Source organism: Natronoarchaeum philippinense (genome assembly GCF_900215575.1).
GTDB classification, from domain to species: Archaea; Halobacteriota; Halobacteria; order Halobacteriales; family Natronoarchaeaceae; genus Natronoarchaeum; species Natronoarchaeum philippinense.
Genome location: NZ_OBEJ01000002.1, coordinates 111,631 through 136,160, shown reverse-complemented (window position 1 = coordinate 136,160; position 24,530 = coordinate 111,631). Strand labels below are relative to the sequence as shown.

Here is a 24,530-nt window from a genome sequence, read left to right as displayed (position 1 = left end):
GATGGCACCGACCGTCGTCGTCGACACGAACGCGCTGATGATGCCAGTGGAACTCGACGTCCGGCTGTTCGACGAGCTGGACCGGCTGCTCAACGGTGCGCCGCGCGCACCGGAACAAGCGAGCGGCGATGAGCCGCGAGCAGACGGGTACGAGCCGACTACACCCCAGTCGGTCGTCGAAGAGCTCCGAAAGCTGTCCGAGAAGGGCGGTGAGGAAGGCATCGCCGCGAGCGTGGGACACGATCTGGCGACGGAACGGTGTCTGATAGTCGATACCGAGGCGTCGTACGCCGACGACGCGGTCGTCGAGCTCGCCCGCGAGGGCATCGCCGACTACGTCGTCACGAACGACCAGCCGCTCCAAGAGCGCACGCTCGACGCGGGCGTCGCAGTAATTGGTTTAAGGGGCAAGAACAAACTCGCAGTTACTCAACCATAGCAATGTACAAACGGGTCAGATTGAAGGATACGGTCGAGGTACCGCCGCGCGAGCTCGCAAACGTCACGCCGGAGCTCGTCAAGAAGCTACTCCAAGACAAGCTCGAAGGGCGCATGGACGAGGACGTCGGGTCCGTCGTCAGCGTCGTCAACGTCCACGACATCGGTCAGGGCGCCGTCCTGCCGAACCGGCCGGGCGTCTACTACGAGGCCGAGTTCGACGCCGTCACGTTCGACCCCCAGATGCAGGAGGTCGTCGACGGGACGGTCGTCGAGACCGTGGAGTTCGGTGCGTTCGTCGGGATCGGCCCCGTCGACGGCCTGCTTCACGTCTCGCAGATCTCCAACGAGTATCTGGCCTTCGACTCGGAGAACCAGCGGCTCGCCTCGAACGAGTCCGACCGCGCGCTGGGGACCGACGACGCCGTCCGGGCGCGCATCGTCACCAAGAGCATCGACGAGCGCAACCCGCGAGACTCCAAGATCGGCCTGACGGCCAAACAGCCCGGCCTCGGCAAGCACGGCTGGCTCGAAGAGGAGCGGCGCAAGCGTCAGGCGCAAGCCGGTGAGAGCTGATGGCCGAGGACCGACTCGTCTGCCGCGAGTGCCACCGCGTGAACGATCCCGACCAGCAGACCTGCGATGGCTGTGGGTCGAGCAGCCTCACCGAGGACTGGGCGGGCTACGTGTTCATCGCCCACCCCGAAGAGAGCGGCATCGCAGACGAGATGGAAGTGACCGAGCCCGGCGCGTACGCGCTGAAAGTCCGGTAACGCAGCGTGGCTCCCGAGGACGGCGCTTCCCAGAACGATGCCGCTGACGCCGCCCGTCCCGAGAGCGACGCCACAATCGTCGTTCGGCTTCCCGACGAGCTTCGATCGGCGTTCAAGGACCCGCTTGGCCCCCTCTACACCGACGCCGAGGAGTTACTCTCCGACGCCGGCGAGCCCCTGATCGCCGTCGGCGACATCGTCACCTACCACTTCGAGCAGGCCGACCGACGGCCCGATGTCGCGCTGGTCGATGGCCGCACGAAACGCCAAGCCGTCGACGACGAGGTGCGCGAGACGGTCGAAGCCCCGCCCGACCGCATCGCCGCCACCAATCCAGCGGGCACGCTGACCGTCGAACTGCTGACGGCGCTCGGCGACGCCGTCGCCCGGGACGGTCCGACGACCGTCGTCGTCGACGGCGAGGAAGATCTTGCGACGCTCCCGGCGGTGCTGGCCGCGCCCGAGGGCGCGACGGTCGTCTACGGCCAGCCAGACCGCGGGATGGTCGCCGTCGACGTGACGGCCGAGACGCGCGCCGAGTTCCGCGATCTTCTAGAGCGGATGGACGGCGACCGCGAGCGACTGTGGGCGCTGCTGGACGCCGAAGCGTAAGACGCTTCGAGCCCTGACTCGCCTTCCTCGTCAGGGTACCGACGAGTAAACTCGTCGAACCCCGGCTCGCCTTCCTCGTCAGGACGCCGGAGGACGCGATGCGTCCTCCGAGCCCTCGCTCACTGGCGTTCGCGAGGACGCCGAAGCGTAAGACGCTTCGATCCCTCGTTCGGCGTCGCCTCACCAGAGATGAGCACGAATCGTTCGGAAGCGTGCGAGTCCGCCGTCGCGTGCAAATCGTGAACACTCTTAACGACGGGGCATCAATGGCTCACCCATGGGATTTGACGAGATGGACGTCGACACCATCTGGATGGACGGCGAGTTCCAAGATTGGGACGACGCCCAGGTGCACGTCCTCACGCACGGTCTCCACTACGGTACCGGCATCTTCGAAGGCGTTCGCTGCTACGACACCGCCGACGGCCCGGCGATCTTCCGCTGGGACGCCCACCTCGACCGGTTCTACGAGTCGGCAAAGCCCTACGAGATGGACATCGAGCACGACCGCGAGGAGCTCACCGAGGCGACGATGGAGCTCATCCGCCGGCAGGACTTGGAGTCGTGTTACATCCGGCCGGTCGCGTTCTATGGCTACAACAGCCTCGGCGTCAGCCCGAAGGACTGCCCGACGCAGGTCGCCATCGCGTGCTGGCCGTGGGGTACGTACCTCGGCGAGGACGCCCTGCAGAAGGGCGTCGAAGTGATGGTCTCGTCGTGGCGCAAGCACTCCTCCAGCCAGATTCCGACCAACGCCAAGACGACGGGGCTGTACGTCAACAGCATGCTCGCCGGCGAGGAGGCCCGGCGCAACGGCTACACCGAGGCCATCGTGCTCGACAAGGAGGGCTACGTCGCGGAAGGCCCCGGCGAGAACATCTTCATGGTCAAAGACGGCGAGCTCTATACGCCGGCGCTCTCCCAGTCGATCCTCGACGGTATCACGCGCCAGAGCGTCATCGAGGTCGCCCGCGATCTTGGCTACACGGTCCACGACCAAGCGACGATCTCGCGCGGCCAGCTCCACACCGCCGACGAGCTGTTCTTCACGGGCACCGCCGCCGAGGTGACGCCGATCCGGCAGGTCGACAACGTCGAGATCGGGTCGGGCACGCGCGGTCCGGTCACCGAGGAGATCCAACAGACGTTCTTCGACCTCGTCGAAGACCCCAGCGACGAGTACGCCGACTGGTTCACCTACGTCTAACTACGGTTGCGACTCGGCGGCGCTGATTTTCGGACGAAATCCGGCAGCCAGCGACGCCTGTTTGTCCGTATCCTCGCGAGGGCAGCGCCGAATCGGTGAGTGACGAGTCTACTCGTCAGCACCAGCGTCGGCCCGGCCGTCCGCGTTGCTCCGATCCGCATCAGAGCCGGCGAGACGACCCGTGTCGGACTCGTGCACGTCGATCGGGACGCCGTGGAGGCCGCCGCTCTGGTTGTTGGCGTCGCCGAAGCCGGCGCTCAACAGGCGGGTCAGCGAGTCCTCGACGCGCTCGTCGATCTCTTGGATGTCTTCTGGTTCGACCTCGATCACGAACCCGGTCGTGATGTTCGGCGCGGTCGGCATAAAGAGCAGCTCGCGGCCGTCGTCGGTGCGCTTGCCCGTCTTGAACGCCGTCATGCGGACGCCGTCCCAGACCTCGACTTTGACGGGCGTCTGGAGCGCTTCGGTTCCGCCGAGGGCGGTTTCGGCGGCCATCTTCGAGGCGTTATAGACGACGCGGAGTCCCGGCAGGCGGTTGATCAGGTCGTCGATCCGGTCTTCGAGAACGTTGCCGAGCGCGGTTCGCATCAGGTAGCCGACCGCGAACACGAGCGTGACGAAGACGACGAGCGTCACGAGCACGCGCACGGCGCTGACCGCGCTGGTGCTGATCCCCTCGAAACCGAGATCGACGAGCAACTCCTGATTGATCTGGTTGACCAGCGGCGCGCCCGCGATGAAGTTGAACAGCCAGACGAGGACCCAGAGGGTGACGATGATCGGGACGAGGACGACAAGACCGCTCCCGAAGTCCCGCTTCCACGTTGCCATTGCCACTCCCTTTGGCACCCTGCCTAATCAGCGCTGTTATTGTCGGCGGCGTGACGACACGACGGTACTCCAGCCGCGACCGATCGCCGTCGGACGTGCGTACGGCGGCGTCACCGCCCGATAGCAGCCCGCAGCGCGAACAGCGCGTTCGCCCGGCGCTCGGCGACCCGGCGATAGAAGTACGACAGCCAGCGGTTCCCGTAGGGGACGTACTGGTAGACGTCGTAGTCGGCGGCCAGATCGTACTGGGCCGACTCGCGGACGCCCATCAGCATCTGGATCTCGAAATCGGTGCCGTGCTCGGCGGCGAGATCGGCGGCGTGTTCGATCATCACCGGATCGTGGCTTCCGACGGCGACGCCGCGGTCGCGGTGCTCGAAGGCGTACCGAAGCAGTTCGCGGTACTCCTCGTTCACCCGCGGTTTGCGCGTGTACGAGAGGTCGTCCGGTTCGTCGTAGGCGCCTTTGACCAGTCGGAATTTTCCGGGTACGTCGATCAGGCGGTCGAGGTCCTTGCGCGTGCGCTTGAGGTTGGCCTGCAGGCAGACGCCGACGGACCACTCGTGGGCCCGGGCCAGCTCCTCGAAGGCGTCGAGCGTCGCGTCGGTCGTCTCGTGGTCTTCCATGTCGATCCAGACGAACGCGTCGCGCTCGTCGGCGCGCTCGGCGATCACCTCTAGATTCGACCGGAACGTCGACTCGCCGATGTCTAAGCCGATCTGGGAGGGTTTGACCGAGACGCAGGCGTCGATCCCGGCGTCTGCGATGTCGTCGATCAAGCGGACGTACGCGTCCCGGTCCTCGGCGGCCGGGCCGGGTCGCTCGTAGTGTTCGCCAAGCAGGTTCAGGATCGTCCCGACGCCACGACCGTCGAGGTCGCGTGCGTGGGCGATCGCCTCCGGCGCGGTCTCGCCCGCGACGAAGTTGTCGGCGATCGGTGGCAGCATGACGCCGACTTCGTGCCGAGAGTTTGTAACGTTTGATTGCTAGAGAATTCCACGCGTGATACGTGCGGGACCTGATTCACCGGCGCGCAGTGGCATCGCCGCGTCGAAATCGGGAGCGTTTTTATCGCGGGCGCGACTGGTCCCGGTTATGAGCGTTATCGAAGCCGTGGTCGTCGCCGTCTGGGCGATGCTCCCGGCGTACGTCCCGAACAACGCCGCAGTCCTCGCGGGCGGCGGCGCGCCGATCGACGGCGGTCGGACGTGGGGTGGTCGGCGGGTGCTCGGCGACGGCAAGACGTGGCGCGGTACCGCGGTCGGAACGCTGGTCGGCGTCGCGCTCGCGGCGCTGTTGAACGCGCTCGCGCCCGGCGCCGAAGACGCGCTGGGCATCGGCGTCCCGACGTTTCCCGCGGCGGTGATGGTCTCGCTGGCCTTCGGCGCGATGCTCGGAGATATTCTCGCCTCGTTCCTCAAGCGCCGGACCGGACGGGAGCGCGGTGCCGCCTTTCCGGGCGTCGACCAGCTCGATTTCGTCATCGTTTCGCTGGGGCTGACCGCAATCGTCGCGTTCGACTGGTTCACCGACGTGTTCACGCTGCCGGTGCTCGCCGTCGTCGTCGTCTTGACGCCGGCACTGCATCTGCTGACAAACGGCATCGCCTACGCGCTCGGACTCAAAGACGAGCCTTGGTGACCGCACCGCGAGCGAACCTGCCGTCGGGGCACAGTTCGGGAGAACATTCTTGATCGATCGCCGGCTAGTTTCGACTGTATGACTCGTTCAGCGACCCAACCGAACCCGGCGGGGACGAACGCCGAAATGAGCGCGATCGGGCTGCTGGTCGCTACGGGAACGCTGCTCCTGATGCTGCCGATCGCGCCGTTTCTGATCGCGCTGTGGCTGCTCGACAAACTTCGCAGCGGCGACGAGACGCCGGAGCAGTAGCACGCACAGGGCGGCGACCGCGAGATGATTTTCAAAGATGCGCTTTCGACGAGCGGCGGCGTCACCACAGCAAGCCGGTCGCCGCACCCGAGGTCATACTGGCGTACAGTGCGGCAAACTGCACCGCATTAAACGCGCCGTGGGCCATCGCCGGGACGAACAGGCTGTCCGTGCGCTCGTAGACGTACCCCCAGACCATCGTGACGACAAAGAGTACGCCGAGCGTCGGGAGCCCGTCAGTCCAGCCGTAGTTCGGCAGATGGATCGAGACGAAAATCGCGCTGGAGGCGACGATGCCGCCGCCGACGCCGACGCGATCGACGAAGGCGTTCTGGATGACGCCGCGGAACAGCAGTTCTTCGCCCGGCCCGACGAGCAGAAAGGACAGGGGGATCAACACCAGCAGGATCTCGGGGTTTCCGGAGGCTGTTTCGGCGATCGAGTGGCCCTCGCTGGAGATACCAAGTGCCGTGAGGAGGAGACTCCCGGCGATCAGCAACCCGTAGCCGGCGACGAACGCCCCGATCGTCCACTTGATGTCGTTCCACGTCGGCATCCGCGCGCGGACGTACTCGAAGCCGAGATCGTTGTACCGGAGATACACCAGCGCGGCGGTACCGAAGCCGATGCCCTGTAGCAACACGGTGCTGAGGACGAGTTGGAGCGCGAGGTCGTCGAGCACGTTGACGCCGACCGCCGTTGCGAGCACGGCGACGAGCAGGAACGCGGCGTTGCTCACGACCAGCGCGATGCCGACGAGACCGAGCGAGATGCCCGACATCTTGAGCACGCTGCCGAGCGTCGCCGTCGCATCGGTATCGCCGGAACCACCGGCGGCGTCCGGCGACGCTCCCCGAGGCTGTGGATCGGTGCCGGTGTCCCAATCGCCGCCGTCGCTCTGCGCCCGGCCGTCGCCGTCTCGTTGGCCCCAGTCACCGTCGTCGTCCCGGTGGTCGTCGCTGTCCCAGTCAGCCATCGGTTTTCCTACGGCGTGACGACGGTTGACGTTTACTATCGCGGCACCTCGAGAGACGCTCAGAGGCTTTCGCGGGTGTCTGCCAGTTGCTCGGCGTCACCCGTGCCGTCCGTCTCGGAGAGCTCCTGCACGCAGTTCCGGCAGTAGCGGTAGCCGACCTCGTTTTCGGCGCCGCAGTGGTCGCACACGACCGTCACGGTCTCGACAGGGTCGGACGATGTGTCGGAACTCGAAGCGCCACTCGAACGATAGAGATAGTACAGAATTGTCCCGTGAACCAGAACGAACGCGACCGCGTACCCGTAGACCCACTGTGGGAGCGCCGCGGGGTCGACCATATCGAAACCGATGGCAGAATCGCACTTAACGGTTGGCCCGGCCAACGCCGCGTACCGAACAGTTGCGCGACGACCGGCCGGACCGAACGATACTAACCGGCGCGGGCACGACCGGAACCCATGCCGACGACCACGCGAAACGGCGTCTCGCTGTACTACGAGTGCGAGGGCGACGGCGAGACCGTCGCGTTCATCGACGATCTGGGCTACGGCGCTTGGCAGTGGGGCTGGCAGTACGACGCGCTGGCGGGCCCCTTCGAGACGCTCGTCTGGGACCTGCGAGGAACCGGGCAGTCCGATACCCCGGAAGGCCCCTACGACGTTGCCCAGCTTGCGGCCGATCTGGAGGCGGTGCTGTCGGACGCCGGTGCGCGGACTGCCCATCTCGTCGGCTGTGGCCTCGGCGGGATGGTCGCCCTCGAACACGCTCGCCGGTACGGTCGCGCGAAGACGCTGACGCTGCTTGGCACCAGTTCGGGCGGGCCCGACGCCGACCTTCCTGCCGAACCCCGAACTTCGATGTTCGCGCCGCCGGACGACGAGCGGGCGCTTCGGTCGTCGCTGGAACCGGTGTTTTCTGCTGATTTCCGTGAGAGTCATCCAGAGGCGCTCGACCGGATCGCCGAGTGGCGCGCCGACGACGACGCCGAGCGAGCGGGCTGGGAGGCTCAGGAACGGGCCTTTGCCACCTACGAGCACGAGGGGCCGCTGTACGAGACGACGCTGCCGACGCTGGTCGTCCACGGCGCCGAGGATCGGGTCGTCCCGCCCTCGAACGCCGAAGCGCTGGCCGAGGGGCTTCCCAAGGCGGAACTAGAGATCGCACCCGATGCGGGGCATCTCGTCGGCATCGAATACTCGGCGGCGGTCAACGACCGGCTGCTCGGCTTCCTCGAAGAGCACGGCGACGTGGACCTGTAGGCGCGCACCGGAGAAGCTGCTCGACGCCAAAGCGGATCGTGGCTGGAACGACGCCGAAGCGAGGATCACAGCTGGAGGCACCATTCGCGGGCGGCGAAACCCCTTTTGTGCGCGGTCTACTTGTCACTGACACCGATGAGTCGACCGCGAATCGCCGTGCTCAACGCAGCCCACGACGACGCCCACACCCCGCGGAACTTCCGCCGGGAACTCGACGCCGATCTGGCGGAGTTCGACGCCAACGCGTCCGAACTCCCGCCGTCGGCCGAGCCGTTCGACGGCGTCGTCGTCACAGGCTCCCGGTCGTCGGTATACTGGGACGAACAGTGGATCGAGCCCACGAAGGCGTGGGTTCGGGAGGCCGCAGAGGCCGGGATCCCCTGTCTGGGCGTCTGTTGGGGCCACCAGCTACTCGCGGAGGCGCTGGGCGGCGAGGTCGCGGCGATGGGCGAGTACGAGATCGGCTACCGCGAGATCAGCCACGGCGGCGACTCGGTGCTGTTCGACGGCATCGACGAGCGCTTCACCGCCTTCACGACCCACTCCGACGAGGTCGCCGCGGTGCCGCCGGGAGCCGACGTGCTCGCCGAGAACGACTACTCGATCCACGCGTTCCGCAAGGACCGGGCCTTCGGCGTCCAGTTCCACCCCGAGTACGACCCCGAAACCGCCCGTGACGTAACACTCGGAAAAGACCTGCCCGACGAGCGCATCCAGCGCGTGCTCGACGGCATCACCGAGGAAAACTACGCCGCGGCCTGCGAGGCCAAGATCGTCTTCGAGAACTGGCTCGAATTCGTCGAGGACGTTCGTGCGTCCGCCGACGCCGATTCGAGCGCCGGCTCGGCCGGTTCCGCGGGTGCAGACTGACCGGTTCCAAGCGAGCGTTCCCGACCCACAGGCCGTTTTTCCAGACCCTGTCGATCAGTTGCCACTGCCAGTCTCGACCGTTCCAGTGTCTCCGACCTGTGCGCGCCAGAGTCGGGCGTAGCGTCCGTTTTCCTGTATCAGTTCCTCGTGCGTCCCGCGTTCGACGACGCGCCCGTCCTCCAGCACTGCGATCGTGTCAGCGCCGGTCACCGTCGAGAGCCGATGAGCGACAGTGAACGTCGTCCGGTCGGCCGCGAGCCGATCCAGCGCGCTCTGGATGCGCCGCTCGGTCTCGGTGTCGACCGCACTCGTCGCCTCGTCCAAGACGAGCATCGCGGGGTCCTGCAGGAACACCCGGGCGAGGGCGATGCGCTGGCGCTGGCCGCCCGAGAGTTTGACGCCGCGCTCGCCGACCTCGGTGTCGTAGCCGTCGGGGAGGCTCTGGATGAACTCGTGGGCCTCCGCCGCTTTCGCCGCCTCGACGACGGCGTCGTACTCGGCGTCGAAGCGTCCGTAGCGGACGTTCTCGGCGATGGTGCCGTCGAACAGGAACGTGTCCTGGCTGACGTAGCCGACCTGCCGGCGCAGGCTGGCGAGCGAGTACTCGCGCACGTCCCGGCCGTCGACCCGCACCGCGCCGTCGGTCACGTCGTAGAGCCGGACGAGCAGTTTGACCAACGTCGACTTTCCGGCGCCGGTCGGCCCGACGAGCGCGACCGTCTCGCCGGGGGCGGCGTCGACCGAGACACCGTCGATCACCGTCTCCTCGTCGCCGTCGGCGGTCAGCGCCGAGTCGTAGGCGAAAGTCACGTCGTCGTACTCGACGCGGCCGTCGGCGTCGGTCAGTTCGACGGCGTCGTCTCGGTCGTCGACGTGAGTCGGGATGTCCGAGAGTCCGAACACGCGCTCTGCGGAAGCCTTGGCGTTTTGGGTCTGGTCGACGATGTCGGACACCTCCGCCAGCGGGGCGACGATCCGCTGGCTCATGAACACGAACGTGACGAACGTGCCGACCCGCAACTCGCCGGTGAGAAACAGCGGCGCCGTGTCGGTCAGCAGCCAGTATCCGCCGACCAGAAACGTCACCGCGAACGAGACGCCCGCCAGCAGCTCCATCCCCGGCCGGTAGAGATAGCTCAGGCGCAACACCGACATAATCTTCCGGTAGAGGTCGTGGGCGGCGTCGTCGACCCGCTCGATCTCGTGGGGCTCGCTCGCGGTCGTCTTGGCGAGTTCGACGCCGCTGACGCCGTTCTCGATCCGGGTGTTGAACGCGGCGACCGACTCCTGACGCCGGCGATACCGCGGCGCGATCGCGCGCATGAACCACCACGTGAACCCGACCATCAGCGGGACCGCGACGAGCGTGACCGCCGCGAGTTGGCGGTGGAGCCCGAAAAGCACCGCGGCGATACCGCCGACCATCACGACCAAGCGCAGCGAGTTCATCAAGGCGTCGTCGAGAAACCGCTCCAGATTCGAGGCGTCGTTGTTCAGAATCGCCATCACCTCGCCGGTCTGCTTGTCGTCGAAGAAGGCCATGTCCAGCGCCAGCAGCTTCTCGAAGCTGTCAGACCGGACGGCGTACATCACGCCGTGGGCGAACTCGTTGCCGACGACGCCGTAGATCCACGTGAAAAGCGCCGTGGCGAGAAAGGATACGGCGATCAGCGCCACCGAGAACCAGAACTGGGCCTCCGGCGTGGCTGGAATCCACGCCTGCGGGACGAAGAGGAGGCTGTAGGCCTCCTCGCCCCGAAACAGCGAGTCGATCGCCGCGCCCAGTACGACCGGCGGCACCAGCGACGCCGCCTGCGCGATCACGTTCGCTACCAACCCCAGCGACAACAGCCGCCACCGCGGGACGCCGTACTCCCGAAACAGTCGGGCCAGTGGCCGGTCGACGTCCTCACGGTAGCGATCGAACGCGCTGGAGTCGTCTGTGCTCACTACACGACCGGCACTCTCTCCCGGTTCAAAGACCCCGCGACCGACGAGGATGTTGCCGGGACGCCGTCGCGTCCCCAACTTCGGCGTCGTACCGTTGCAGGACGCTGCCCTCGCCGCGGCGTCGTGACGCCGTCAGCACCACGGGGTCGACGAACGTGACCACGACCGCTTCGACCGCCGGTCGCGCACGCCGCTACCCTCAGCCCTAACCGGCAGAGCGTCCACCGTCACAGTATGGTCGAAAACCAGAGCGACACGTTCGAGCTTGGCGGCGACGACGAGATCCACCGACTCGGCTACGGCGCCATGCGAATCACGGGCGAAGGGATCATCGGCGAACCCGACGACGTAGACAACGCGAAGGCGGTGCTCCGACGTGCTGTCGATATCGGCGTCGACTTCATCGACACCGCCGACTCCTACGGCCCCGGCGTCAGCGAGCGACTGCTCCGCGAGGCGCTGCTCGACGATCCCGAGTACCGCGACGACGTGCTCGTCGCCACGAAGGGCGGCCTGCTCCGGAACCGAGACGGCGACTGGTTGCCGATGGGCGATCCCGACTACCTGCGGGACGCCGCCCTGTCGAGTCTCGACCGGCTCGGCGTCGAGACGATCGACCTCTATCAGTTCCACCGTCCCGATCCCGAGACGCCGTTCGAGGACTCGGTGACGGCGCTGGCTGAGTTGCAAGACGAGGGGCTGATTCGTCACGTCGGGCTGAGCAACGTCGACGCCGAACAGCTCGACGCGGCGCGCGAGATCACCGACATCGTCACCGTCCAAAACGAGTACAACCTCGGCAACCGCGAGTCCGAAGCCGTGCTCGACGCCTGCGAGGACGCCGGCATCGGCTTCATTCCGTGGTTCCCGCTGGGCGCGGGCGACCTCGGCGACAAGGAGGCCGTGCTGGACGAGGTCGCCGATGCCCACGACGCCTCCCGCTACCAGATCGGGCTGGCGTGGCTGCTCGAACACTCCGACGTGATGCTGCCGATTCCTGGCACGTCCTCGATCGAGCATCTCGAAGAGAACGTCGCGGCGTCGTCGATCGAACTCACCGACGAGGAGTACGAGCGCCTGACGGCCTGAGTCAGGGCTCCATCCGGAGCGCGTAGAGGATCGTCAACAGCCCGGCAAGCTGGCTGCACTGCTGGATAACGAGCGCGATAGTGCGTCCGGCGGTCGAAAGCACGAGTTGGGCCGGAAACAGCGCCAGCGGGATGCCGAGCGTGAGGAAGAATCCGATTGCGATAAACAACATCGGCCGGGAGTCGTTGCGTCGGTAGCCCCGATAGGCCTGATAGGCGATGAACAGTCCGATGACTGCGCTTGCGAGGCCACTGAGCTGGCTGAACAGGATAACGTAGTCGGGCGGCCGGAACGTCTCGGCCAGCTGGAGCGGGACGGTCTCCACGGTCAGATCCCCTCGATCAGCCGCGTGAACCGGTCGGCGATGTCCGGCCGCCGGTCGACGCTGAGGTGTAACTCGCCGTCGCGCAGTTCGACGGTGATCCGTTCCATATTCGTCGCGTACACTGTTTGGTGGTGGCCGCCCTCCGGATCGGGCTCGGTCTGCTCGACCAGCAAGTCGAGTTCTCGCAAGTCGTCCAGCCGCCGATACACCGTCGGCTTCGAGGCGTCACAGCGCTCGCTCAACGTGGTCGCTGACATGGGTTCCAGACTCGTCTGGGTGAGGATCGTCCGGGCCGTCCCGTCTTCGAGCACCGCCGCGACGGCTTCGATCTCGCAGTCCTCACTCACTGTAGCACACTCGACACGAGACCACCATAAATCAGTACCGCCGACTGCAGCGACTGAAGTCGTGCTCGCGGTACTACATCCCTGCACGTCGTCCATTCGTACGAGATGCCGATCACCGTCACCTCGAACGGCGACGCCGCGGAACCGATCCTCGACCGACTCGCGCGGGCGTACCGCCCCCTGCAGGCCACCGCCGTCGTGCTGACCGCGTTCACCGTCGCGGTCGGCGTCTGGGCGGCCGCGACGCTGTCCGATCCGATGACGATCCACTGGACGATCGGCGCCGACGGCAGTCTCGTCGCCGACCGAACCGCCGGCCCGGTCGTCGGCGCCCTGTTGATCCCGGGGTTCTCGGCCGCCACGCTGCTCGTCTGTGTGGTGGCCGCCAGACTCGTCCGCGACCGCGCTGCGGGCGCGCTGGCCTACGGCGTCGCGGCGCTCACCGCGCTCGCGCTGTTTGGATCCGAGTTGCTGCTCGTCGGGTCAAACCTGATTTGAGCCGTACTGCTCGTCGAGCGGGTCCCGGAGTTCGCCCATCACTTCCTCAACGGTGTCAGTCGTCGTGACGAGCCCGACGGTCTCCTCGCCGTCGCGGACGAGTGCGAGCTCCTGACCAGCTTCTTGGAACTGGTCGACCGCGTCGCTGACCGACTCGTCGGCGTCGACGACCATCGGCTGGTAGGCAACCTCCTCGAGGTCGACCTCTCCCTTACCGAGCTGTTCCCACTGGCGGGTCAGTTCGGGGACGTAGACGATGCCGCGGAAATCGTCGAGACTGTCACCGACCAGCGGGAAGCGGGTGTGGGGCGACTCGTTGACCCGTCGGATGTTTTCCTCGGGATCGGCGGCCGTCGAGAGCGCGACGATTTCCTCACGGGGGACCATCACATCCGCGACCGGCGTCTCGCCGATATCCAAGGCGTTCATCACTTCACCGCGGCGCTCCTCGGGGAGGTCACCCTGTTCGAGAACTTCCCCGAGCTTGTTCCGAAGTTCGGCGCGGGATTCGATCACATCAGCCTCGGTTTCGAGCCACGCGCCGGTCATCTCGACGCCCATCAGCCCGAGCGTCCACTTCGCAACCGTGTCGCCGACGCTGATGATCGGCGAGATGATGTAGGTAAACCAGTACAGCGGCGCCGCCCCGTACCGACAGACCGTCTTTGAGCGCTCGACGCCGAGGTACGTCGGCGTCTGCTCGCCGTGAGTGAGGTGGACGAGGTTGATGATCAGGAACGCGATGACTGCACCGGCGCCGACCGACGCCAGCGCTGTGTTCGCAAACAGCGGCTCGAAGATCGCCGCCAGCGCCGGCTCGGCGACGATACCGACCGCGATACTCGACGCCGTGATGCCGACCTGACAGCTCGTCAGATAGATCTCTAGGTCGTCGGTCATGTCCCAAGCCCGCTGGAGACCGGCCTCGGCGAACTCCGATTCGGGGTACTGTCGCGCCCGCGTGAGGGCGAACTCGATGGCGACGAAGAAGGCGTTGGCCAAAATCAACGCCAGTCCCGCGACGATTCGGACGACGATCCAGAGCGGTTCCATGTGTCGGGCGACGGTTTGGTCGGGCCCGTTGAAAGTCTGGTGGAACGGCACGACAATCCCTCGCCACGAAAAGGCCCGGCATCCCCGTCAAACGAAGAGTGATCGGGTCCGACGGCACGTTCGGCGATTCCGCGGCTGCACTCGGTTGTCCGACGGTGGGCTGCAACGGTTTTGGTTCGTCTCGACGATAGTATCGTATGTCCGACGCCGATCTCACCGACCGCGAGCGCGACGCGCTGCACGAGTTCCAGTTGGCTGCGGAGTATCTCCAGCGCGCCTACGGCGCCCTGCTGGAGTCCCACCATCAGGTCGGCCACGCGATGGATCGCATGGCCGACGCCGAGGAGTTGCTGCGCAACGCCGGCCACGAAGAACTCGCGGACGAACTCCGCCACGAGCACCTCCCGGCCGGCGCGATCGAGAACAAGTGGACCTACGAGATCGTCGAGGAGTTCCGCGACGGCTTCTATGCAGATCTCACGGACTACGAAGCCGCGGTGCGGGACGAACTGGCCGCCGGCGAGCGCCACATCACCGAGAAACGACAGCGCGACCGGCTCCGCGAGCGCGCCGACGGTGACGCCGACGACGGGGTCGGCGGAACGTCCGAGGAGTAGCGGCATTGTATCGTTGAACAACGGCGTCCCGCCGAGGGCCCAGCGGCGTCGCGTCGAACTACTCGGACTGTGCGGCCTCGACCTTCTCGGCGTGTTTCTCCAGATCGGCGGCCAGCGTCCGGGCCTGTTCGGGCGTGAGGTGGACCTCTTCCATGTGGGCCGGTAGGTGCTGTTCGGTCATGTTGTCGAGTTCCAACTGGAGCTTGACCTCGTCGGGGTTCTTGCGCGGCGAGGTCGCATTTAGCACCGCCAGCGAGTCGTCCTCGAAGTCCTGTCCGGTCACCGTCGCGTCGACCAGATCGAACGTCGTGTAGGCGTTGACCTTCATCAGTCGGTCGGTCATGTACGAGCGGTCGGGACGAATCCACTTAGCCCCCGCGACTGCCGACACTGGCAGAGAAAAAGAAACGTCGCCGATCAGTCGTCCGCCGGAGTGGGCTCGTCCTCGGGCGCCGTCGGCGCCGGACTGGCGTCCATGTCGTCCTCGTCGGCGTAGGGGTACCACGTCCGCTTGGTGTTGTGCATGAACGGGTCGTCGTAGCTGGTCTCCTCGGGCTCGATCAGGTCGGCCAGCTCCTCGTCGTCGCGGTCGACGACGAACTCGCGGAACGTCTCGCCGTCCTCGCGCAGGTCCTTGAAGCTCTCGACGAGGTTTTCGATCGCGCCGGGGACCTCGTCGGCGGGGATGCGCTCGGCGACCCAAGAAGCGAACTCGGGATTCTCGCCGAGGCCGCCGCCGAGGCCGATGTCGAGCGCTTCGACGGGCTCGCCGTCCTTGCGCGTCTTCATGCCGCGCAGGGAGATGTCGGCGATCTGGGGCTGTGCGCAGGAGGCCGTACAGCCCGAGAGGTGGATGTGGAAGTCCTCGATATCGTCGGGCAGGTCGACGTTGTCCTTGAGCCAGCGCGAGTAGCGAACCTGTCGGTTCTTCGTTTCGACGATCGACAGCGAGCAGAACTCGGTGCCGGTACAGGCGATCGAACCGCGCTGGAAGGGATGGGGATCGGGGCTGTAGTCCTCCAGCAGGGGTTCGTCGAGCAGGTCATCGAGGTTCTCCTCGGGGATGTCGGTGAGGATGATGTTCTGGCGCTGGGTGACGCGGGCCTCGCCGCTGCCGTACTCGTCTGCGAGATCTGCGAGTTCGATCACGTCGTCGGCGCCCATCCGGCCGACGAGCACGTCTAGGCCGACGTAGTAGTTGCCGTCTGCCTGCTCGTGGACGCCGACGTGGTCGGCGTGGCCGTGGTCGACGCCGGCGTTGTAGGAGTACTCCTCGCGGTAGTCCTCGCCCGCGGTGTGGAGCTCGAAGTCGACGTACTCCTCCTGGAGCACGTCGCGCATCTTCTCGGTGCCCCACTCGTCGACGAGGAACTTGATGCGAGCGTTGTAGCGGTTCTCGCGGTCGCCGTAGTCACGGAACAGCGCGGACATCCCGCCCGCGACGGCCGAGGCCTGCTCGGGCGTGACGAACACGTCGATGTCGCGGGCCAGTCGAGGCTCGTTGCGCGCTAGGCCGCCGCCGACGCGGACGTTGTACCCTTCGACTTCTTCGCCGTCGATCTCCTTGGTCGCCGGTTCGTAGGCGAGGTCGTTGATGTCGCCCTGTCCACAGCCCTCTTGGCAGCCGGTGACCGACACCTTCCACTTGCGGGGCAGGTTCGAGTACTCGGAGTTGCCCTTGAACGTGTCGTTGAGTTCGTGGATGGTGTCGATGGCGTCGACGTGCTCGTGCTTGTCCTTGCCGGCGACCGGGCAGCCGACGATGTTCCGCCAAGAGTCACCGCAGGCCTGCAGCGTCGTGAGACCGACTTCTTCGAGTTCGTCCCAGATATCGGGTACGTCCTCGATGTTGATCCAGTGGAGCTGGATAGCCTGTCGCGTGCTGTAGTCCGCCCAGCCGTTGCCGAACACGGGGTTCTCGGCGGGACCGGTCGAGTACTCCTTGGCAATCTCGCCGATCTTGCGAAGCTGACCGGGTTCGAGAATGCCAGCCGGCGGGCCGATCCGCATCATGAAGTAGCTCTCTTGGCCGGCGCGCTGGTGGTACAGGCCGTACCACTTGAACCGCTCGAACCAAGCGTCGTGCTCGTCGTCCGGGATGGCGTCCCATCCCTCCTCGGCGAACCGCTCCATGTGGTCACGGATTTCGGTTCCGTAGACCTCCTCTTTCCATTCCTCGACGTCAGTGGGCATGTATGATTTCCCTATAACGGTCCCGGCATATACGACCCCGTCTCCCGTCAGTTCTCCCCTCGTCTCGTGCATACCGGAAAACGTTGCCTGACACGTCCTGACGTGCCGTGCGAGTCGGTTCCTCACGCCGCGGCGTCGGGACGCCGAGGCGACCGCAATCAGCGCTTTGGACGCTCGCCAACCAGTGTGCAGTCGCTCAGCTGTCGGGTTCGAGCAGTGACTGGAACTCACTGGGCTCGTAGGCGTGGAACTCGCCGTCGACGATCCGCCCGACTGCGAGGTCGTCGATCGAGTCCTGCCGACCGCACTCGATGCACTGCCCGATCGCTCCGACGAGGACGCGGTGGCGGTCGACGCCGACATCGTAGAACGACTCCAGCAGGACGTATGAGACCTCACAGTCGCAGAACTCGTAGTGCGTGAGCGGCCAGATGCCGCTGTTCGATACCGCACGCGAATCGTTGATGCTGATCCAAGCTCCGTCGTCGAGCGTCCGGACGGCCACGGGCATGGTTTAAGTACTATTGCTCCAGTCACCTTAGCCTCTCGCCGACTACAAACCTTACCGCTGGTATGACGCCACTCAGACCACACAATCGCAATACTGCAGTACAATTTCTTCGGATTTGCCCGACCGAGAAACCGGAGATAGAACCCGGTAATCGGGAGCTAGGGTAGGGCTTGGTGGTGAAGCCCTTTTTTAAGATGCTATAGCCGTAACGAGGGAGTGATGACAGACGACTCCCGCGGAGAGCCAGCGTCGCGGCAACACGCGCCCGCCGACGCCGCGCCCGAGCTCTACGAGGGACTACGAACGGAGGCTCAGAATGACTAACGCAACTGCTACGCACGACGCCGAAGACGAGGAGCCGGACGACGACCATCTCGCGGATATCGAAGAGGGCGCCGGCTGCACCGAGATCTGGGAGCATCTTTCGGAGCAGCGTGACGAGGACTGACGACCGCACGCTCGGAGACGGACCGAGTAGCGGGCTTTTTTACGCTGCCGCCACTACCTCGCAGCAATGACTGCAGACCGGTCGGGCGACCAGCCTGAGACGGACGGTGGTGACCGGCGGGACGCCGCCGAACGGGCGGGCGAAGCCCCGCTGCCGTCGGACCGCGCGGAGCCGGTCGGCGCGCCGGTCGTCCGCGGTGACGAGGCGGTCACCGGCCAGCACGCGCAGGAAGCCGTCCAGTTCAACCCGGACGACGCCGATAGTCTCCAGCAGGCCGCCGAGACCGTCGAAGCGTTCGCGCAGAACACGGCCGGCGCCGACGACAACGTATACATGCTTCGCGGCGCCGCAGCCTGTGCCGCGCTGGTTCGCGGCGAGGGATCGTACAAGGCCGCGGCCGAGCGCGCCGGTGGCGAGGCGAGCGTCGCCTTCATCCGCAAATGGGCGCGCGTCCACGATCTTCCCCAGTCGATCCGCCGACACGTCGCCATGGGCCATATCGCGCCGACCGCCGCAAAGCACATCGCGCGAGTCAGCGGCGACGCCCGATTCGATCTCGCGTGGGCCGTCCTCGACAACGACCTCACCGTCCGCGAGGTGCGCACGCTGGCCAGCGAGATCAACGACGGCACCGACGCCGAACGCGCGCTCAGCGGCCACGAGGTGCGGTTGGGCCGCATCGCGCTCGACCTCCCGCCGGATTTGTATCGGGAGCTTCGGCGTCGCGCCGCCCTCGACGGCACCGATCCCGACGAACTCGCCGCCCAAGCGCTCGCCCGCGAGTTCGACCGCCACTGATCGAGCACATCAAAAGCGTTTAAACCTCGCTCCTCCAAACGGGGGACACGGGGCCGGTAGCTCAGTTAGGGAGAGCGTCTGGCTTTTAACCAGACGGTCGGGGGTTCAACTCCCTCCCGGCCCGCTTTTGTGAGGGTCTCGTGAACAGAGTGAGCGGGACGCCGTGACGAACGTAGTGAGTCACGAAAAACAGACGTGACGAGCGAAGCGGCCAACTAACCGAGCCGGTGGAATCAGGGAAAAAGCGCCGAGCGACTGCTCTCGGATCGGCGTCAAGCGACAAAAACGAAAACGGCGTTATTCGCGGCGCGGCAAGTAGGCCGTCGCGAGCAGGATGAACCCGGTCGCTCCCGAGAGGAACGAGATCATCAGCAGTCCGTCAGTGCGATCGTGGAAGAACGCCTGCTGGTCGGCCTGGTCGTTGTACGCCGCGACGTTGCTCGACAGCACGAGATGGTCGCTGTCGGGGAAGTGTGCGACCAGCATCTGGTCGCCGAGACGCTCGGTCGTGTCGCCTTCAGCGAGCGCGACATCTTGGGTCTCTTGGGCGGTCCACGTGATCGTCGCGGATCCGTTGGTCACGTTGCCGACAGTTGCGTTCTGGCCGTCGTACTGGATCGCATCGCCCTCGCTGAAGTCGTACCGCTGGAGGCCCTGATACTGATCGATCGGGACGATATCGGTCTGTCCCCCGCGTTCGACTTCGACCACTCGGTCCCCGTCACCGTCGGTGTAGACAGTGACGTTGTCGCCAGGAACCTCGCGCAGGGTGAACTGCGAGACGTTCGTGGCGTTCTCGATGACGACTTCGTAGTCGCTGTCCTGATACGTGACGGCGTTGTCGGGGCCGGTCAGCCACTCTTCGCTCGCCTCGGCGGAGGTGTTCCACTCGACTGTCGCTTCGAGGTGGGCGCTGCCGCCACCGCCGTGGCCGCCGCCGCTGGGTTCGACTTCGCCGATGCTGGCTACGGTGTAGGTTGTCCCGTTGATCTGGAGTTCCTCGTCTGCCGTGAGATTGTAGTCGGGGTTATCGACCGTGATGGGAGGACTCTGAGCCGCCCCTGCGTACGCGAACGCCCCGACTGCGATGACGAGAAAGAGAGCGACATACACCGCCGCTGCTCGTCGTTGCATGTTCGGGAGGTGGTACGCGTACCGTATAACGATTACCTTTTGCTCGAAGCTAGCTGCTGGTAGCGCACGAAACCATAGATCGGCCCGCGATAGTTATTTTTATCCGATATATCGAAGCCATTAATATCTCGCCAGACGAACGTAGCATCGCCAGCGCTCGCTGGGATGCCACGTCCAGCTGTGTATCCTCGCGTTCGTCGACTGGTCGGGCATCGGACGTAATACGCGGGTTCCCGCGGGCGGGCGAGTCCCGCCGTCCCGTTGTACGACGTGCCGAGCGTTGCTGACCGGCGCGAATATACACAAAGTGACAGGACGGCCTGAGTTGAATTTGACGGTGAGCCGTCGACCACGAGTAGCATCGTCGCTATCGGCTACGAAACGCCTCGTTGCGAGATGGGCCCGCTCGGACGTTCGGAACCGATTGGTCGGTGCGCTCGGATAGTAATCTCGTAGCTCATGTGTTTGGCAGGTACTTGCGCCGCTGTTCGGACTTCTCACGCTCCGAACGGCGGTCATAGTGGCGGTCAAGAATCTGTTCGCTCGCATTCAGTCGATCGCTGACGATCTCGCGCGGCACGTCCTCCCGTCGATAGGCAGTCACCCGCCCGCTACGAACGTCGTGGGGCGACCGGCTCGACGGGCACTTGCTCGCGTGGTGGTAGTGCGTCGCCTCGCACGTCTCGATGTCGCGGTCGTGCGGACAGCCTTCCCCGCGCCAGCACGGGCGCGTCACCGAGTAGATCGTGTCGCGGATCGTTGAACCGGACGGACGCCCATGCGCCGTCGTCAGGAGTGGGTTCCGGCCGTACTCGTCGGTGACATCGTTCCGCGGACCGTTGACGTAGTCCTGTATCGTGTGCGCGACGTGTTGGCTGATCGCGTTCCAGCGTTCTCCTTTGTCCGCGTTCTTCAGCGGCGTGTCGGTGTCTGGACGGTGTAAGAACTCGATGCCGGGGCTGTCACCTTCGAGGTCGATATCCTCGATGTCGATCCCACGGATTGCCCCGCACCGAGCGCCAGTGTGCCACGCTATCAGCACCGTGATGTGCTTCCGGCTGGCGTAGTGGTATCGCCCCAGATACTCCAGAATCTCGACGGCACGCGACGGTGCGAGCGTGCTGTCACTGACGCCGCCGGCACCGGAAACGGACGGCACCGGCACCTTTTCAGCGAGGTCTTCTGGGACGGCGTCGACCGACGCACAGAACCGAAGGAACGCCCGGACAGTCGAGAGCTGCCCACGTAGCGTGACGGTCTTCAGTTCCGCGCCGTCTTCGGAGTAGCCGCCTTCGCGTCGCCAGATGCGGTACTCGTACAGATCGCGCCCACCGAGGTCGTTCAGGTTCTCGATCTCCTCTTCGTCGCACCACGCGACGAACGCACGGAGTCGATACTTCTGTCCCTTCAGCGTCGCGGCGGCCAGCTCGTCTTTGCGACCGTCCAGATACATCTGGACCGCTTGCTCTGGGGAGAGGGGTTCCAGATCGGTCACTACCGCTCCCCCCGATGTAGACTCGTCTCGGCGTATCTGGCGGTCCCACCGTCGGTGGTCGGAGCTAAGGTCGCCTGCTCTGTATCCGCGTCATCCTTTGCCGCGAGGATTGTCCGGATACGCCGCTTTTGCTTGAGATATTCCAGCGCGGAATCTCGCCACGTCTTCGACCCAGCGTCAAGATCGTTCAGCACACTCCACTGGGCCTGCATCTCGTAGGATTGCGAGTCGGCCGACGTGAGAGCGTCCCGAACATCGGGATACTGTAGGACGGACCCTTTGACGCCGAACGCGTGCAGGCGTGTAGAGGACGGAAGCGCCTTACGAACCGCGAGAATGATTCGACGGATCTCAGCCTCGCGGTTTCGGCGGCAGACCGAACCGATGCCGACGTAGTCCGTAAGTGTACCAGCGTCCCGCATCTCGTCGACGTGGTTGAGATAGTCATCTATGGTCCAGCCTTGGAGTACCGAGATTGGTTGACCAGAGATCTCAAACCCGCTGAGGCTGTTGATGAGTTCTCGGTGACGATCCGTCGTCATCCGCTGATGTTCACGAACCGTCCTCCCATGCGTCTCCAGTACCTCGGGTTCACACGGGTAGTCACGGAGCGCATACAGCGTAGGCGAGTGATCTTCGAGGAACTCCAGATACGCCGCGTTTGACGTGGTGTACTCCCCTTTCCCTTTCATGAAGGAGTACCCGCCAGAGTCGATGAACAGCCGATCAATGCCGTCCCAAGGGGTGTTGTTCTGGGTGGCATAGTTCAGCATCACGTTGGGTTCGTGCAGTTCTCGAAGCGCCTTTCGAGAGCTGCCACTGGCGGCGCCGAAGTAGAACGTGAAGCGGTCTGCGGACTCGCGCATCATGCCAGCATCGCCTCCCGGTTGTCGGCGACGGGGACGGCCAGCATGGCGCTGTGCTTGCGGTCGCCCGTCCCCATCGGGTTTTCTTGCGCCGAAATGAACCGCTCGGACTCTTGGGCGGCGTTAATCGCGTGGTCGAAGTACACCCATATCGACCGGCGTGGACCGCCGCCCGGTCGGTCGACATGAGTGGCGTTTTCTGGCGGTTCTTCGAGACGGAGAACGGCCTCGTCGTCGGTGGTGTCCCACTCTAAGGACACCTCATCGTCCGGCCAACGGCCGTCCATCAGACGCTCGAAGTTCGCTTGCCACTCGTCGAGCAGGGCCTCCGGTCCGTCGTACTCGACAGGATCGAACCGCTCAGCACCGCTCGTGGAGTCCTCACTCATCGTTCTGAATCCGTGGAGCGAGCATGTACGTTGCCTCGAAGCCCCAGTCGTCGTGTTCGACTTCGAACTTCGCGGGGAACTCGTCGCCCCACTTGACGAGCAGGCGGTCGGACTTCCCGCGTTTGATCGACGCCGCGATGTCCGTCAGGTAGTCGAGACTGAACAGCGTCGAGCAGGGTTCGCCGTCGCCGGTTTCGTCCCACGCACAGTTCGTGAACATCACTGCGTCCTGTGGATCGTCTTCGTCGTCGTCAGGCGTCGTATCGCCGCCATCCTGACTCCCGAGTACGAAGGTCGATCCGTCGCGGGTCACGTAGGCTTCCTCGTGATTGCTGTCGATCGCCTTCACCGCCTGATTGAACGCTTTGACGCCGGGATCAGCTCGCCCCGGCAGGGAGAGATCGGGCATGTTCGGCTCTTCGCGGATCTTCTCTGGGTCGACGCCGAACCACTCCGTAACGCGGGTGATCTCTTGGTCCGGACGTGTGACGCGGACGCGCATCCGCGCCGGGTCGTCGTAGATGTCGATAGCGACGGGGTCGCCGTCGCCGCCGCGCTTTCGAGCCCATGAAACGGCGTTCTTGAACGCCGAGAGGGAGAGGCCGAACGTCGTTGGCTCAGTCACATCGAACTGCTCGAAGCCTTGGGCGTGGGCCGTGAAGTCGATGAGTCCGACGTTCGCCGGATCAACCGCGCGGGTGTGAAGGCCGTCCCCGTCGAGCCGAACGCGGAACTCCTCAGCGACCGGGCTGAGAAGTTGAACCAGCGAGCGGATCGGATCACCGTTCGTGAGGATGCTCACTGCGGCGTCCTCGTCGGTGGTCACGTCCAGCTCGTCGCTTCGGTCGTCGGCTTCGACGGCTTGGCTCATTCGTCCACCCCCTGTTCGCTCTCGTCAGTGGTGGGTGGCATTTCGGCAGGAACGTGACCGACGGCGTCAGCATCGAACGAGTCGATGACGGCGACTGTACTGCCGTTGTGGGCTTTCTCGTTGTGCGACTTTTGATCGACTTTCGCGCCCACCTTGTGGATATGCGGGCGATTGATCCCGTGCGCGGACTCGCACGACGAGCACACCGCGCGATAGAACGTCTTCGTTTCGCGGTCGGTCCCGCCGTCGGTTGCGACCGGCTTCACGTCGACGTCGACCAGCTCACCGAGTCGGGTGTTCTGGCCTTCAGTGATGCTGTAGGCGTCGAGCATCTGGCCGCCGGCAGGATCGAAGCGCGCGAGCACAACGCGGTCCTCGCGGGAGTCGTCGACGGCGATCTCGCAGGCAGTCTCGGTCTCCAGATCATCGCCGTCGAACGCGTTCACGTCGAGAATCGGCCCGCCCACGTCGATCGGGTTCTCGCTCCGGATGCTTTCGTAGGTGAGTGTGGCGACATCGCCGGGCTGGGGACGTTCGGACTTCCGCGTTAGGGGCTTGACCGCGGTCGGCGCGCACGTGATCCCGTGATTGTCGGCGTGACTGTGTGCTCCGGCGCGGGAGCTGTGGAGCTTGAGCAGGCCGCAGTCGGTACACCGAACAGAGAACTCGTCGGGATCCTCGTGGTCGACGACGTAGCCCCGTGGGACGCCCTTACGCATCGGCACCACCTCGAACGTCGGTCGTGGTCAGGCCGCCGTCGGCCCACAGTTCCGCACAGTCCTCGCAGGTGGCTTCGCCCAGTTGGGCGTCGTAACCGTCCGCTTCCGCACCGCACGGGCAGCGTCCAGCGTCGTCAGGTCTTTGGGCAGGCGATACCTCTGTCTGGTCGTGGGGCTGATGCCCCGCATCGGTTCCGTACATGGGTTCTCCAACGGAGCCACCTTCTCGGGGCGCGTTGCAGCGCGCCCCGGCATCACCGCCCGACAAGACTCATCTACGTCCCAGTTAGTTGCTCCGTACACCCACCGATGAGCGCTTGTCACATATAGGTTACGCTGGCACTTTCAGAGTTAATTCGTTCCTAAGA

32 protein-coding genes and 1 tRNA gene are annotated in these 24,530 nt (G+C 65.2%); 15 read left to right on the top strand and 18 right to left on the bottom strand.

Annotation, left to right across the window (positions count from 1 at the left end):
- Position 1 precedes the first annotated feature (1 nt).
- The 5 genes from CRO01_RS07420 to CRO01_RS07400 all read left to right on the top strand — a co-directional run bounded on the left by CRO01_RS07420 (position 2) and on the right by CRO01_RS07400 (position 3,030).
- A complete protein-coding gene (locus tag CRO01_RS07420; protein WP_097008505.1) occupies positions 2-439 on the top strand; it encodes a PIN domain-containing protein in 438 nt (145 codons plus the stop codon).
- A gap of 2 nt (positions 440-441) precedes the next feature.
- Entirely contained in the window at positions 442-1,014 is a 573-nt protein-coding gene (locus CRO01_RS07415) for a DNA-directed RNA polymerase (RefSeq protein WP_097008504.1), read from the top strand.
- Positions 1,014-1,211: a transcription elongation factor subunit Spt4 gene (gene spt4, locus CRO01_RS07410; protein WP_097008503.1), complete on the top strand. Its 198-nt coding sequence runs from the start codon at positions 1,014-1,016 to the stop codon at positions 1,209-1,211. The genes CRO01_RS07415 and spt4 overlap by 1 nt, the downstream gene beginning before the upstream one ends.
- Positions 1,212-1,217: 6 nt before the next feature.
- A complete protein-coding gene (locus CRO01_RS07405; protein WP_097008502.1) occupies positions 1,218-1,823 on the top strand; it encodes a GTP-dependent dephospho-CoA kinase family protein in 606 nt (201 codons plus the stop codon).
- Positions 1,824-2,100: 277 nt separating this feature from the next.
- A complete protein-coding gene (locus CRO01_RS07400; RefSeq protein WP_097008501.1) occupies positions 2,101-3,030 on the top strand; it encodes a branched-chain amino acid transaminase in 930 nt (309 codons plus the stop codon).
- 108 nt (positions 3,031-3,138) lie between these two features.
- On the opposite strand, the gene CRO01_RS07395 is transcribed toward CRO01_RS07400, so the two are convergent.
- Both CRO01_RS07395 and CRO01_RS07390 read right to left on the bottom strand, forming a co-directional pair.
- A complete protein-coding gene (locus CRO01_RS07395) occupies positions 3,139-3,861 on the bottom strand; it encodes a DUF502 domain-containing protein (RefSeq protein WP_179747425.1) in 723 nt (240 codons plus the stop codon).
- A 110-nt stretch (positions 3,862-3,971) separates the two neighbouring features.
- Entirely contained in the window at positions 3,972-4,808 is an 837-nt protein-coding gene (locus CRO01_RS07390; RefSeq protein WP_097008499.1) for a proline dehydrogenase family protein, read from the bottom strand.
- Between the two features lie 148 nt (positions 4,809-4,956).
- Here CRO01_RS07390 and CRO01_RS07385 point away from each other — a divergent pair, with 148 nt between their 5' ends.
- Both CRO01_RS07385 and CRO01_RS16585 read left to right on the top strand, forming a co-directional pair.
- Entirely contained in the window at positions 4,957-5,502 is a 546-nt protein-coding gene (locus CRO01_RS07385; protein ID WP_097008498.1) for a CDP-2,3-bis-(O-geranylgeranyl)-sn-glycerol synthase, read from the top strand.
- A 78-nt stretch (positions 5,503-5,580) separates the two neighbouring features.
- Positions 5,581-5,754 (top strand): DUF7535 family protein, encoded by a 174-nt coding sequence (locus tag CRO01_RS16585; RefSeq protein WP_179747424.1) that lies wholly within the window; start codon positions 5,581-5,583, stop codon positions 5,752-5,754.
- Positions 5,755-5,815: 61 nt separating this feature from the next.
- Here CRO01_RS16585 and CRO01_RS07380 read toward each other — a convergent pair whose 3' ends face one another.
- Together CRO01_RS07380 and CRO01_RS16260 are read right to left on the bottom strand one after the other, a co-directional pair.
- Positions 5,816-6,730, bottom strand: coding sequence for a CPBP family intramembrane glutamic endopeptidase (locus CRO01_RS07380; protein ID WP_097008497.1), 915 nt, complete (start codon positions 6,728-6,730; stop codon positions 5,816-5,818).
- 59 nt (positions 6,731-6,789) lie between these two features.
- Positions 6,790-7,068, bottom strand: a complete 279-nt coding sequence (locus CRO01_RS16260; protein ID WP_099458952.1) for a DUF7577 domain-containing protein — start codon at positions 7,066-7,068, stop codon at positions 6,790-6,792.
- Positions 7,069-7,188: 120 nt separating this feature from the next.
- Between CRO01_RS16260 and CRO01_RS07370 the strand changes: the two genes are divergently transcribed.
- Complete coding sequence (locus CRO01_RS07370) at positions 7,189-7,989, top strand: alpha/beta fold hydrolase (RefSeq protein ID WP_097008496.1); 801 nt, start codon at positions 7,189-7,191, stop codon at positions 7,987-7,989.
- A gap of 135 nt (positions 7,990-8,124) precedes the next feature.
- The gene (locus CRO01_RS07365; protein ID WP_097008495.1) at positions 8,125-8,859 is read left to right on the top strand and encodes a type 1 glutamine amidotransferase; all 735 of its coding nucleotides are present in this window, start codon (positions 8,125-8,127) and stop codon (positions 8,857-8,859) included.
- Positions 8,860-8,913: 54 nt separating this feature from the next.
- Here CRO01_RS07365 and CRO01_RS07360 read toward each other — a convergent pair whose 3' ends face one another.
- Positions 8,914-10,809, bottom strand: a complete 1,896-nt coding sequence (locus CRO01_RS07360; protein ID WP_097008494.1) for an ABC transporter ATP-binding protein — start codon at positions 10,807-10,809, stop codon at positions 8,914-8,916.
- A 234-nt stretch (positions 10,810-11,043) separates the two neighbouring features.
- Between CRO01_RS07360 and CRO01_RS07355 the strand changes: the two genes are divergently transcribed.
- Positions 11,044-11,898, top strand: a complete 855-nt coding sequence (locus CRO01_RS07355; protein WP_097008493.1) for an aldo/keto reductase — start codon at positions 11,044-11,046, stop codon at positions 11,896-11,898.
- A gap of 1 nt (position 11,899) precedes the next feature.
- Here the strand turns inward: CRO01_RS07355 and CRO01_RS07350 are convergent, their stop codons facing one another.
- Positions 11,900-12,223 (bottom strand): DUF7521 family protein, encoded by a 324-nt coding sequence (locus tag CRO01_RS07350; protein WP_097008492.1) that lies wholly within the window; start codon positions 12,221-12,223, stop codon positions 11,900-11,902.
- A 2-nt stretch (positions 12,224-12,225) separates the two neighbouring features.
- Positions 12,226-12,570, bottom strand: a complete 345-nt coding sequence (locus CRO01_RS07345; RefSeq protein WP_097008491.1) for a helix-turn-helix domain-containing protein — start codon at positions 12,568-12,570, stop codon at positions 12,226-12,228.
- 105 nt (positions 12,571-12,675) lie between these two features.
- Between CRO01_RS07345 and CRO01_RS07340 the strand changes: the two genes are divergently transcribed.
- Positions 12,676-13,068, top strand: coding sequence for a hypothetical protein (locus CRO01_RS07340; RefSeq protein ID WP_097008490.1), 393 nt, complete (start codon positions 12,676-12,678; stop codon positions 13,066-13,068).
- On the opposite strand, the gene CRO01_RS07335 is transcribed toward CRO01_RS07340, so the two are convergent.
- Positions 13,054-14,121 carry a hemolysin family protein gene (locus tag CRO01_RS07335; protein WP_097009152.1) on the bottom strand — a complete coding sequence of 356 codons (1,068 nt, stop codon included), beginning with the start codon at positions 14,119-14,121 and terminating at the stop codon, positions 13,054-13,056. The genes CRO01_RS07340 and CRO01_RS07335 overlap by 15 nt on opposite strands.
- A 197-nt stretch (positions 14,122-14,318) precedes the next feature.
- Between CRO01_RS07335 and CRO01_RS07330 the strand changes: the two genes are divergently transcribed.
- On the top strand, positions 14,319-14,738 hold the full coding sequence (locus CRO01_RS07330; RefSeq protein WP_097008489.1) for a hypothetical protein: 420 nt from the start codon (positions 14,319-14,321) through the stop codon (positions 14,736-14,738).
- 58 nt (positions 14,739-14,796) lie between these two features.
- Here CRO01_RS07330 and CRO01_RS07325 read toward each other — a convergent pair whose 3' ends face one another.
- From CRO01_RS07325 to CRO01_RS07315, 3 genes are all read right to left on the bottom strand, one after another.
- On the bottom strand, positions 14,797-15,081 hold the full coding sequence (locus tag CRO01_RS07325) for a DUF6360 family protein (protein ID WP_097009151.1): 285 nt from the start codon (positions 15,079-15,081) through the stop codon (positions 14,797-14,799).
- A 74-nt stretch (positions 15,082-15,155) separates the two neighbouring features.
- Entirely contained in the window at positions 15,156-16,931 is a 1,776-nt protein-coding gene (locus tag CRO01_RS07320; RefSeq protein ID WP_097008488.1) for a nitrite/sulfite reductase, read from the bottom strand.
- A gap of 196 nt (positions 16,932-17,127) precedes the next feature.
- Positions 17,128-17,442: a hypothetical protein gene (locus tag CRO01_RS07315; protein WP_097008487.1), complete on the bottom strand. Its 315-nt coding sequence runs from the start codon at positions 17,440-17,442 to the stop codon at positions 17,128-17,130.
- A gap of 316 nt (positions 17,443-17,758) precedes the next feature.
- Here CRO01_RS07315 and CRO01_RS17010 point away from each other — a divergent pair, with 316 nt between their 5' ends.
- The 3 genes from CRO01_RS17010 (at position 17,759) to CRO01_RS07305 (ending at position 18,812) form a co-directional block, all read left to right on the top strand.
- Positions 17,759-17,890, top strand: a complete 132-nt coding sequence (locus tag CRO01_RS17010; protein ID WP_259370011.1) for a hypothetical protein — start codon at positions 17,759-17,761, stop codon at positions 17,888-17,890.
- 66 nt (positions 17,891-17,956) lie between these two features.
- Positions 17,957-18,688: a DUF7119 family protein gene (locus CRO01_RS07310; RefSeq protein ID WP_245838525.1), complete on the top strand. Its 732-nt coding sequence runs from the start codon at positions 17,957-17,959 to the stop codon at positions 18,686-18,688.
- 50 nt (positions 18,689-18,738) lie between these two features.
- Positions 18,739-18,812 (top strand) — tRNA-Lys (locus tag CRO01_RS07305).
- A 173-nt stretch (positions 18,813-18,985) separates the two neighbouring features.
- Here CRO01_RS07305 and CRO01_RS07300 read toward each other — a convergent pair.
- From CRO01_RS07300 to CRO01_RS16350, 7 genes are all read right to left on the bottom strand, one after another.
- Entirely contained in the window at positions 18,986-19,822 is an 837-nt protein-coding gene (locus tag CRO01_RS07300; protein ID WP_097008486.1) for a hypothetical protein, read from the bottom strand.
- Positions 19,823-20,279: 457 nt separating this feature from the next.
- Positions 20,280-21,275 carry a tyrosine-type recombinase/integrase gene (locus CRO01_RS07295; protein WP_097008485.1) on the bottom strand — a complete coding sequence of 332 codons (996 nt, stop codon included), beginning with the start codon at positions 21,273-21,275 and terminating at the stop codon, positions 20,280-20,282.
- A gap of 41 nt (positions 21,276-21,316) precedes the next feature.
- Complete coding sequence (locus tag CRO01_RS07290; protein ID WP_097008484.1) at positions 21,317-22,186, bottom strand: deazapurine DNA modification protein DpdA family protein; 870 nt, start codon at positions 22,184-22,186, stop codon at positions 21,317-21,319.
- Positions 22,183-22,572 carry a hypothetical protein gene (locus CRO01_RS07285; protein ID WP_097008483.1) on the bottom strand — a complete coding sequence of 130 codons (390 nt, stop codon included), beginning with the start codon at positions 22,570-22,572 and terminating at the stop codon, positions 22,183-22,185. Before CRO01_RS07285 ends, CRO01_RS07290 begins: the two co-directional genes overlap by 4 nt.
- Positions 22,565-23,443, bottom strand: coding sequence for a hypothetical protein (locus tag CRO01_RS07280; protein ID WP_097008482.1), 879 nt, complete (start codon positions 23,441-23,443; stop codon positions 22,565-22,567). The genes CRO01_RS07285 and CRO01_RS07280 overlap by 8 nt, the downstream gene beginning before the upstream one ends.
- Complete coding sequence (locus CRO01_RS07275) at positions 23,440-24,162, bottom strand: hypothetical protein (RefSeq protein WP_097008481.1); 723 nt, start codon at positions 24,160-24,162, stop codon at positions 23,440-23,442. Before CRO01_RS07275 ends, CRO01_RS07280 begins: the two co-directional genes overlap by 4 nt.
- Positions 24,155-24,364, bottom strand: a complete 210-nt coding sequence (locus CRO01_RS16350) for a hypothetical protein (RefSeq protein WP_143824926.1) — start codon at positions 24,362-24,364, stop codon at positions 24,155-24,157. The genes CRO01_RS07275 and CRO01_RS16350 overlap by 8 nt, the downstream gene beginning before the upstream one ends.
- Between the last annotated feature and the right edge of the window lie 166 nt (positions 24,365-24,530).

What these genes read in the sequence shown, in the direction of transcription:
- CRO01_RS07420 (WP_097008505.1), top strand. Translation starts at nt 2, where the DNA reads ATGGCACCGACCGTCGTCGTCGACACGAACGCGCTGATGATGCCAGTG.
- CRO01_RS07415 (WP_097008504.1), top strand. Translation starts at nt 442, where the DNA reads ATGTACAAACGGGTCAGATTGAAGGATACGGTCGAGGTACCGCCGCGC.
- spt4 (WP_097008503.1), top strand. Translation starts at nt 1,014, where the DNA reads ATGGCCGAGGACCGACTCGTCTGCCGCGAGTGCCACCGCGTGAACGAT.
- CRO01_RS07400 (WP_097008501.1), top strand. Translation starts at nt 2,101, where the DNA reads ATGGGATTTGACGAGATGGACGTCGACACCATCTGGATGGACGGCGAG.
- CRO01_RS07395 (WP_179747425.1), bottom strand. Translation starts at nt 3,861, where the DNA reads ATGGCAACGTGGAAGCGGGACTTCGGGAGCGGTCTTGTCGTCCTCGTC.
- CRO01_RS07390 (WP_097008499.1), bottom strand. Translation starts at nt 4,808, where the DNA reads ATGCTGCCACCGATCGCCGACAACTTCGTCGCGGGCGAGACCGCGCCG.
- CRO01_RS07385 (WP_097008498.1), top strand. Translation starts at nt 4,957, where the DNA reads ATGAGCGTTATCGAAGCCGTGGTCGTCGCCGTCTGGGCGATGCTCCCG.
- CRO01_RS16585 (WP_179747424.1), top strand. Translation starts at nt 5,581, where the DNA reads ATGACTCGTTCAGCGACCCAACCGAACCCGGCGGGGACGAACGCCGAA.
- CRO01_RS07380 (WP_097008497.1), bottom strand. Translation starts at nt 6,730, where the DNA reads ATGGCTGACTGGGACAGCGACGACCACCGGGACGACGACGGTGACTGG.
- CRO01_RS16260 (WP_099458952.1), bottom strand. Translation starts at nt 7,068, where the DNA reads ATGGTCGACCCCGCGGCGCTCCCACAGTGGGTCTACGGGTACGCGGTC.
- CRO01_RS07370 (WP_097008496.1), top strand. Translation starts at nt 7,189, where the DNA reads ATGCCGACGACCACGCGAAACGGCGTCTCGCTGTACTACGAGTGCGAG.
- CRO01_RS07365 (WP_097008495.1), top strand. Translation starts at nt 8,125, where the DNA reads ATGAGTCGACCGCGAATCGCCGTGCTCAACGCAGCCCACGACGACGCC.
- CRO01_RS07355 (WP_097008493.1), top strand. Translation starts at nt 11,044, where the DNA reads ATGGTCGAAAACCAGAGCGACACGTTCGAGCTTGGCGGCGACGACGAG.
- CRO01_RS07340 (WP_097008490.1), top strand. Translation starts at nt 12,676, where the DNA reads ATGCCGATCACCGTCACCTCGAACGGCGACGCCGCGGAACCGATCCTC.
- CRO01_RS07335 (WP_097009152.1), bottom strand. Translation starts at nt 14,121, where the DNA reads ATGGAACCGCTCTGGATCGTCGTCCGAATCGTCGCGGGACTGGCGTTG.
- CRO01_RS07330 (WP_097008489.1), top strand. Translation starts at nt 14,319, where the DNA reads ATGTCCGACGCCGATCTCACCGACCGCGAGCGCGACGCGCTGCACGAG.
- CRO01_RS07325 (WP_097009151.1), bottom strand. Translation starts at nt 15,081, where the DNA reads ATGACCGACCGACTGATGAAGGTCAACGCCTACACGACGTTCGATCTG.
- CRO01_RS07320 (WP_097008488.1), bottom strand. Translation starts at nt 16,931, where the DNA reads ATGCCCACTGACGTCGAGGAATGGAAAGAGGAGGTCTACGGAACCGAA.
- CRO01_RS07315 (WP_097008487.1), bottom strand. Translation starts at nt 17,442, where the DNA reads ATGCCCGTGGCCGTCCGGACGCTCGACGACGGAGCTTGGATCAGCATC.
- CRO01_RS17010 (WP_259370011.1), top strand. Translation starts at nt 17,759, where the DNA reads ATGACTAACGCAACTGCTACGCACGACGCCGAAGACGAGGAGCCGGAC.
- CRO01_RS07310 (WP_245838525.1), top strand. Translation starts at nt 17,957, where the DNA reads ATGACTGCAGACCGGTCGGGCGACCAGCCTGAGACGGACGGTGGTGAC.
- CRO01_RS07300 (WP_097008486.1), bottom strand. Translation starts at nt 19,822, where the DNA reads ATGCAACGACGAGCAGCGGCGGTGTATGTCGCTCTCTTTCTCGTCATC.
- CRO01_RS07295 (WP_097008485.1), bottom strand. Translation starts at nt 21,275, where the DNA reads ATGTATCTGGACGGTCGCAAAGACGAGCTGGCCGCCGCGACGCTGAAG.
- CRO01_RS07290 (WP_097008484.1), bottom strand. Translation starts at nt 22,186, where the DNA reads ATGATGCGCGAGTCCGCAGACCGCTTCACGTTCTACTTCGGCGCCGCC.
- CRO01_RS07285 (WP_097008483.1), bottom strand. Translation starts at nt 22,572, where the DNA reads ATGAGTGAGGACTCCACGAGCGGTGCTGAGCGGTTCGATCCTGTCGAG.
- CRO01_RS07280 (WP_097008482.1), bottom strand. Translation starts at nt 23,443, where the DNA reads ATGAGCCAAGCCGTCGAAGCCGACGACCGAAGCGACGAGCTGGACGTG.
- CRO01_RS07275 (WP_097008481.1), bottom strand. Translation starts at nt 24,162, where the DNA reads ATGCGTAAGGGCGTCCCACGGGGCTACGTCGTCGACCACGAGGATCCC.
- CRO01_RS16350 (WP_143824926.1), bottom strand. Translation starts at nt 24,364, where the DNA reads ATGTACGGAACCGATGCGGGGCATCAGCCCCACGACCAGACAGAGGTA.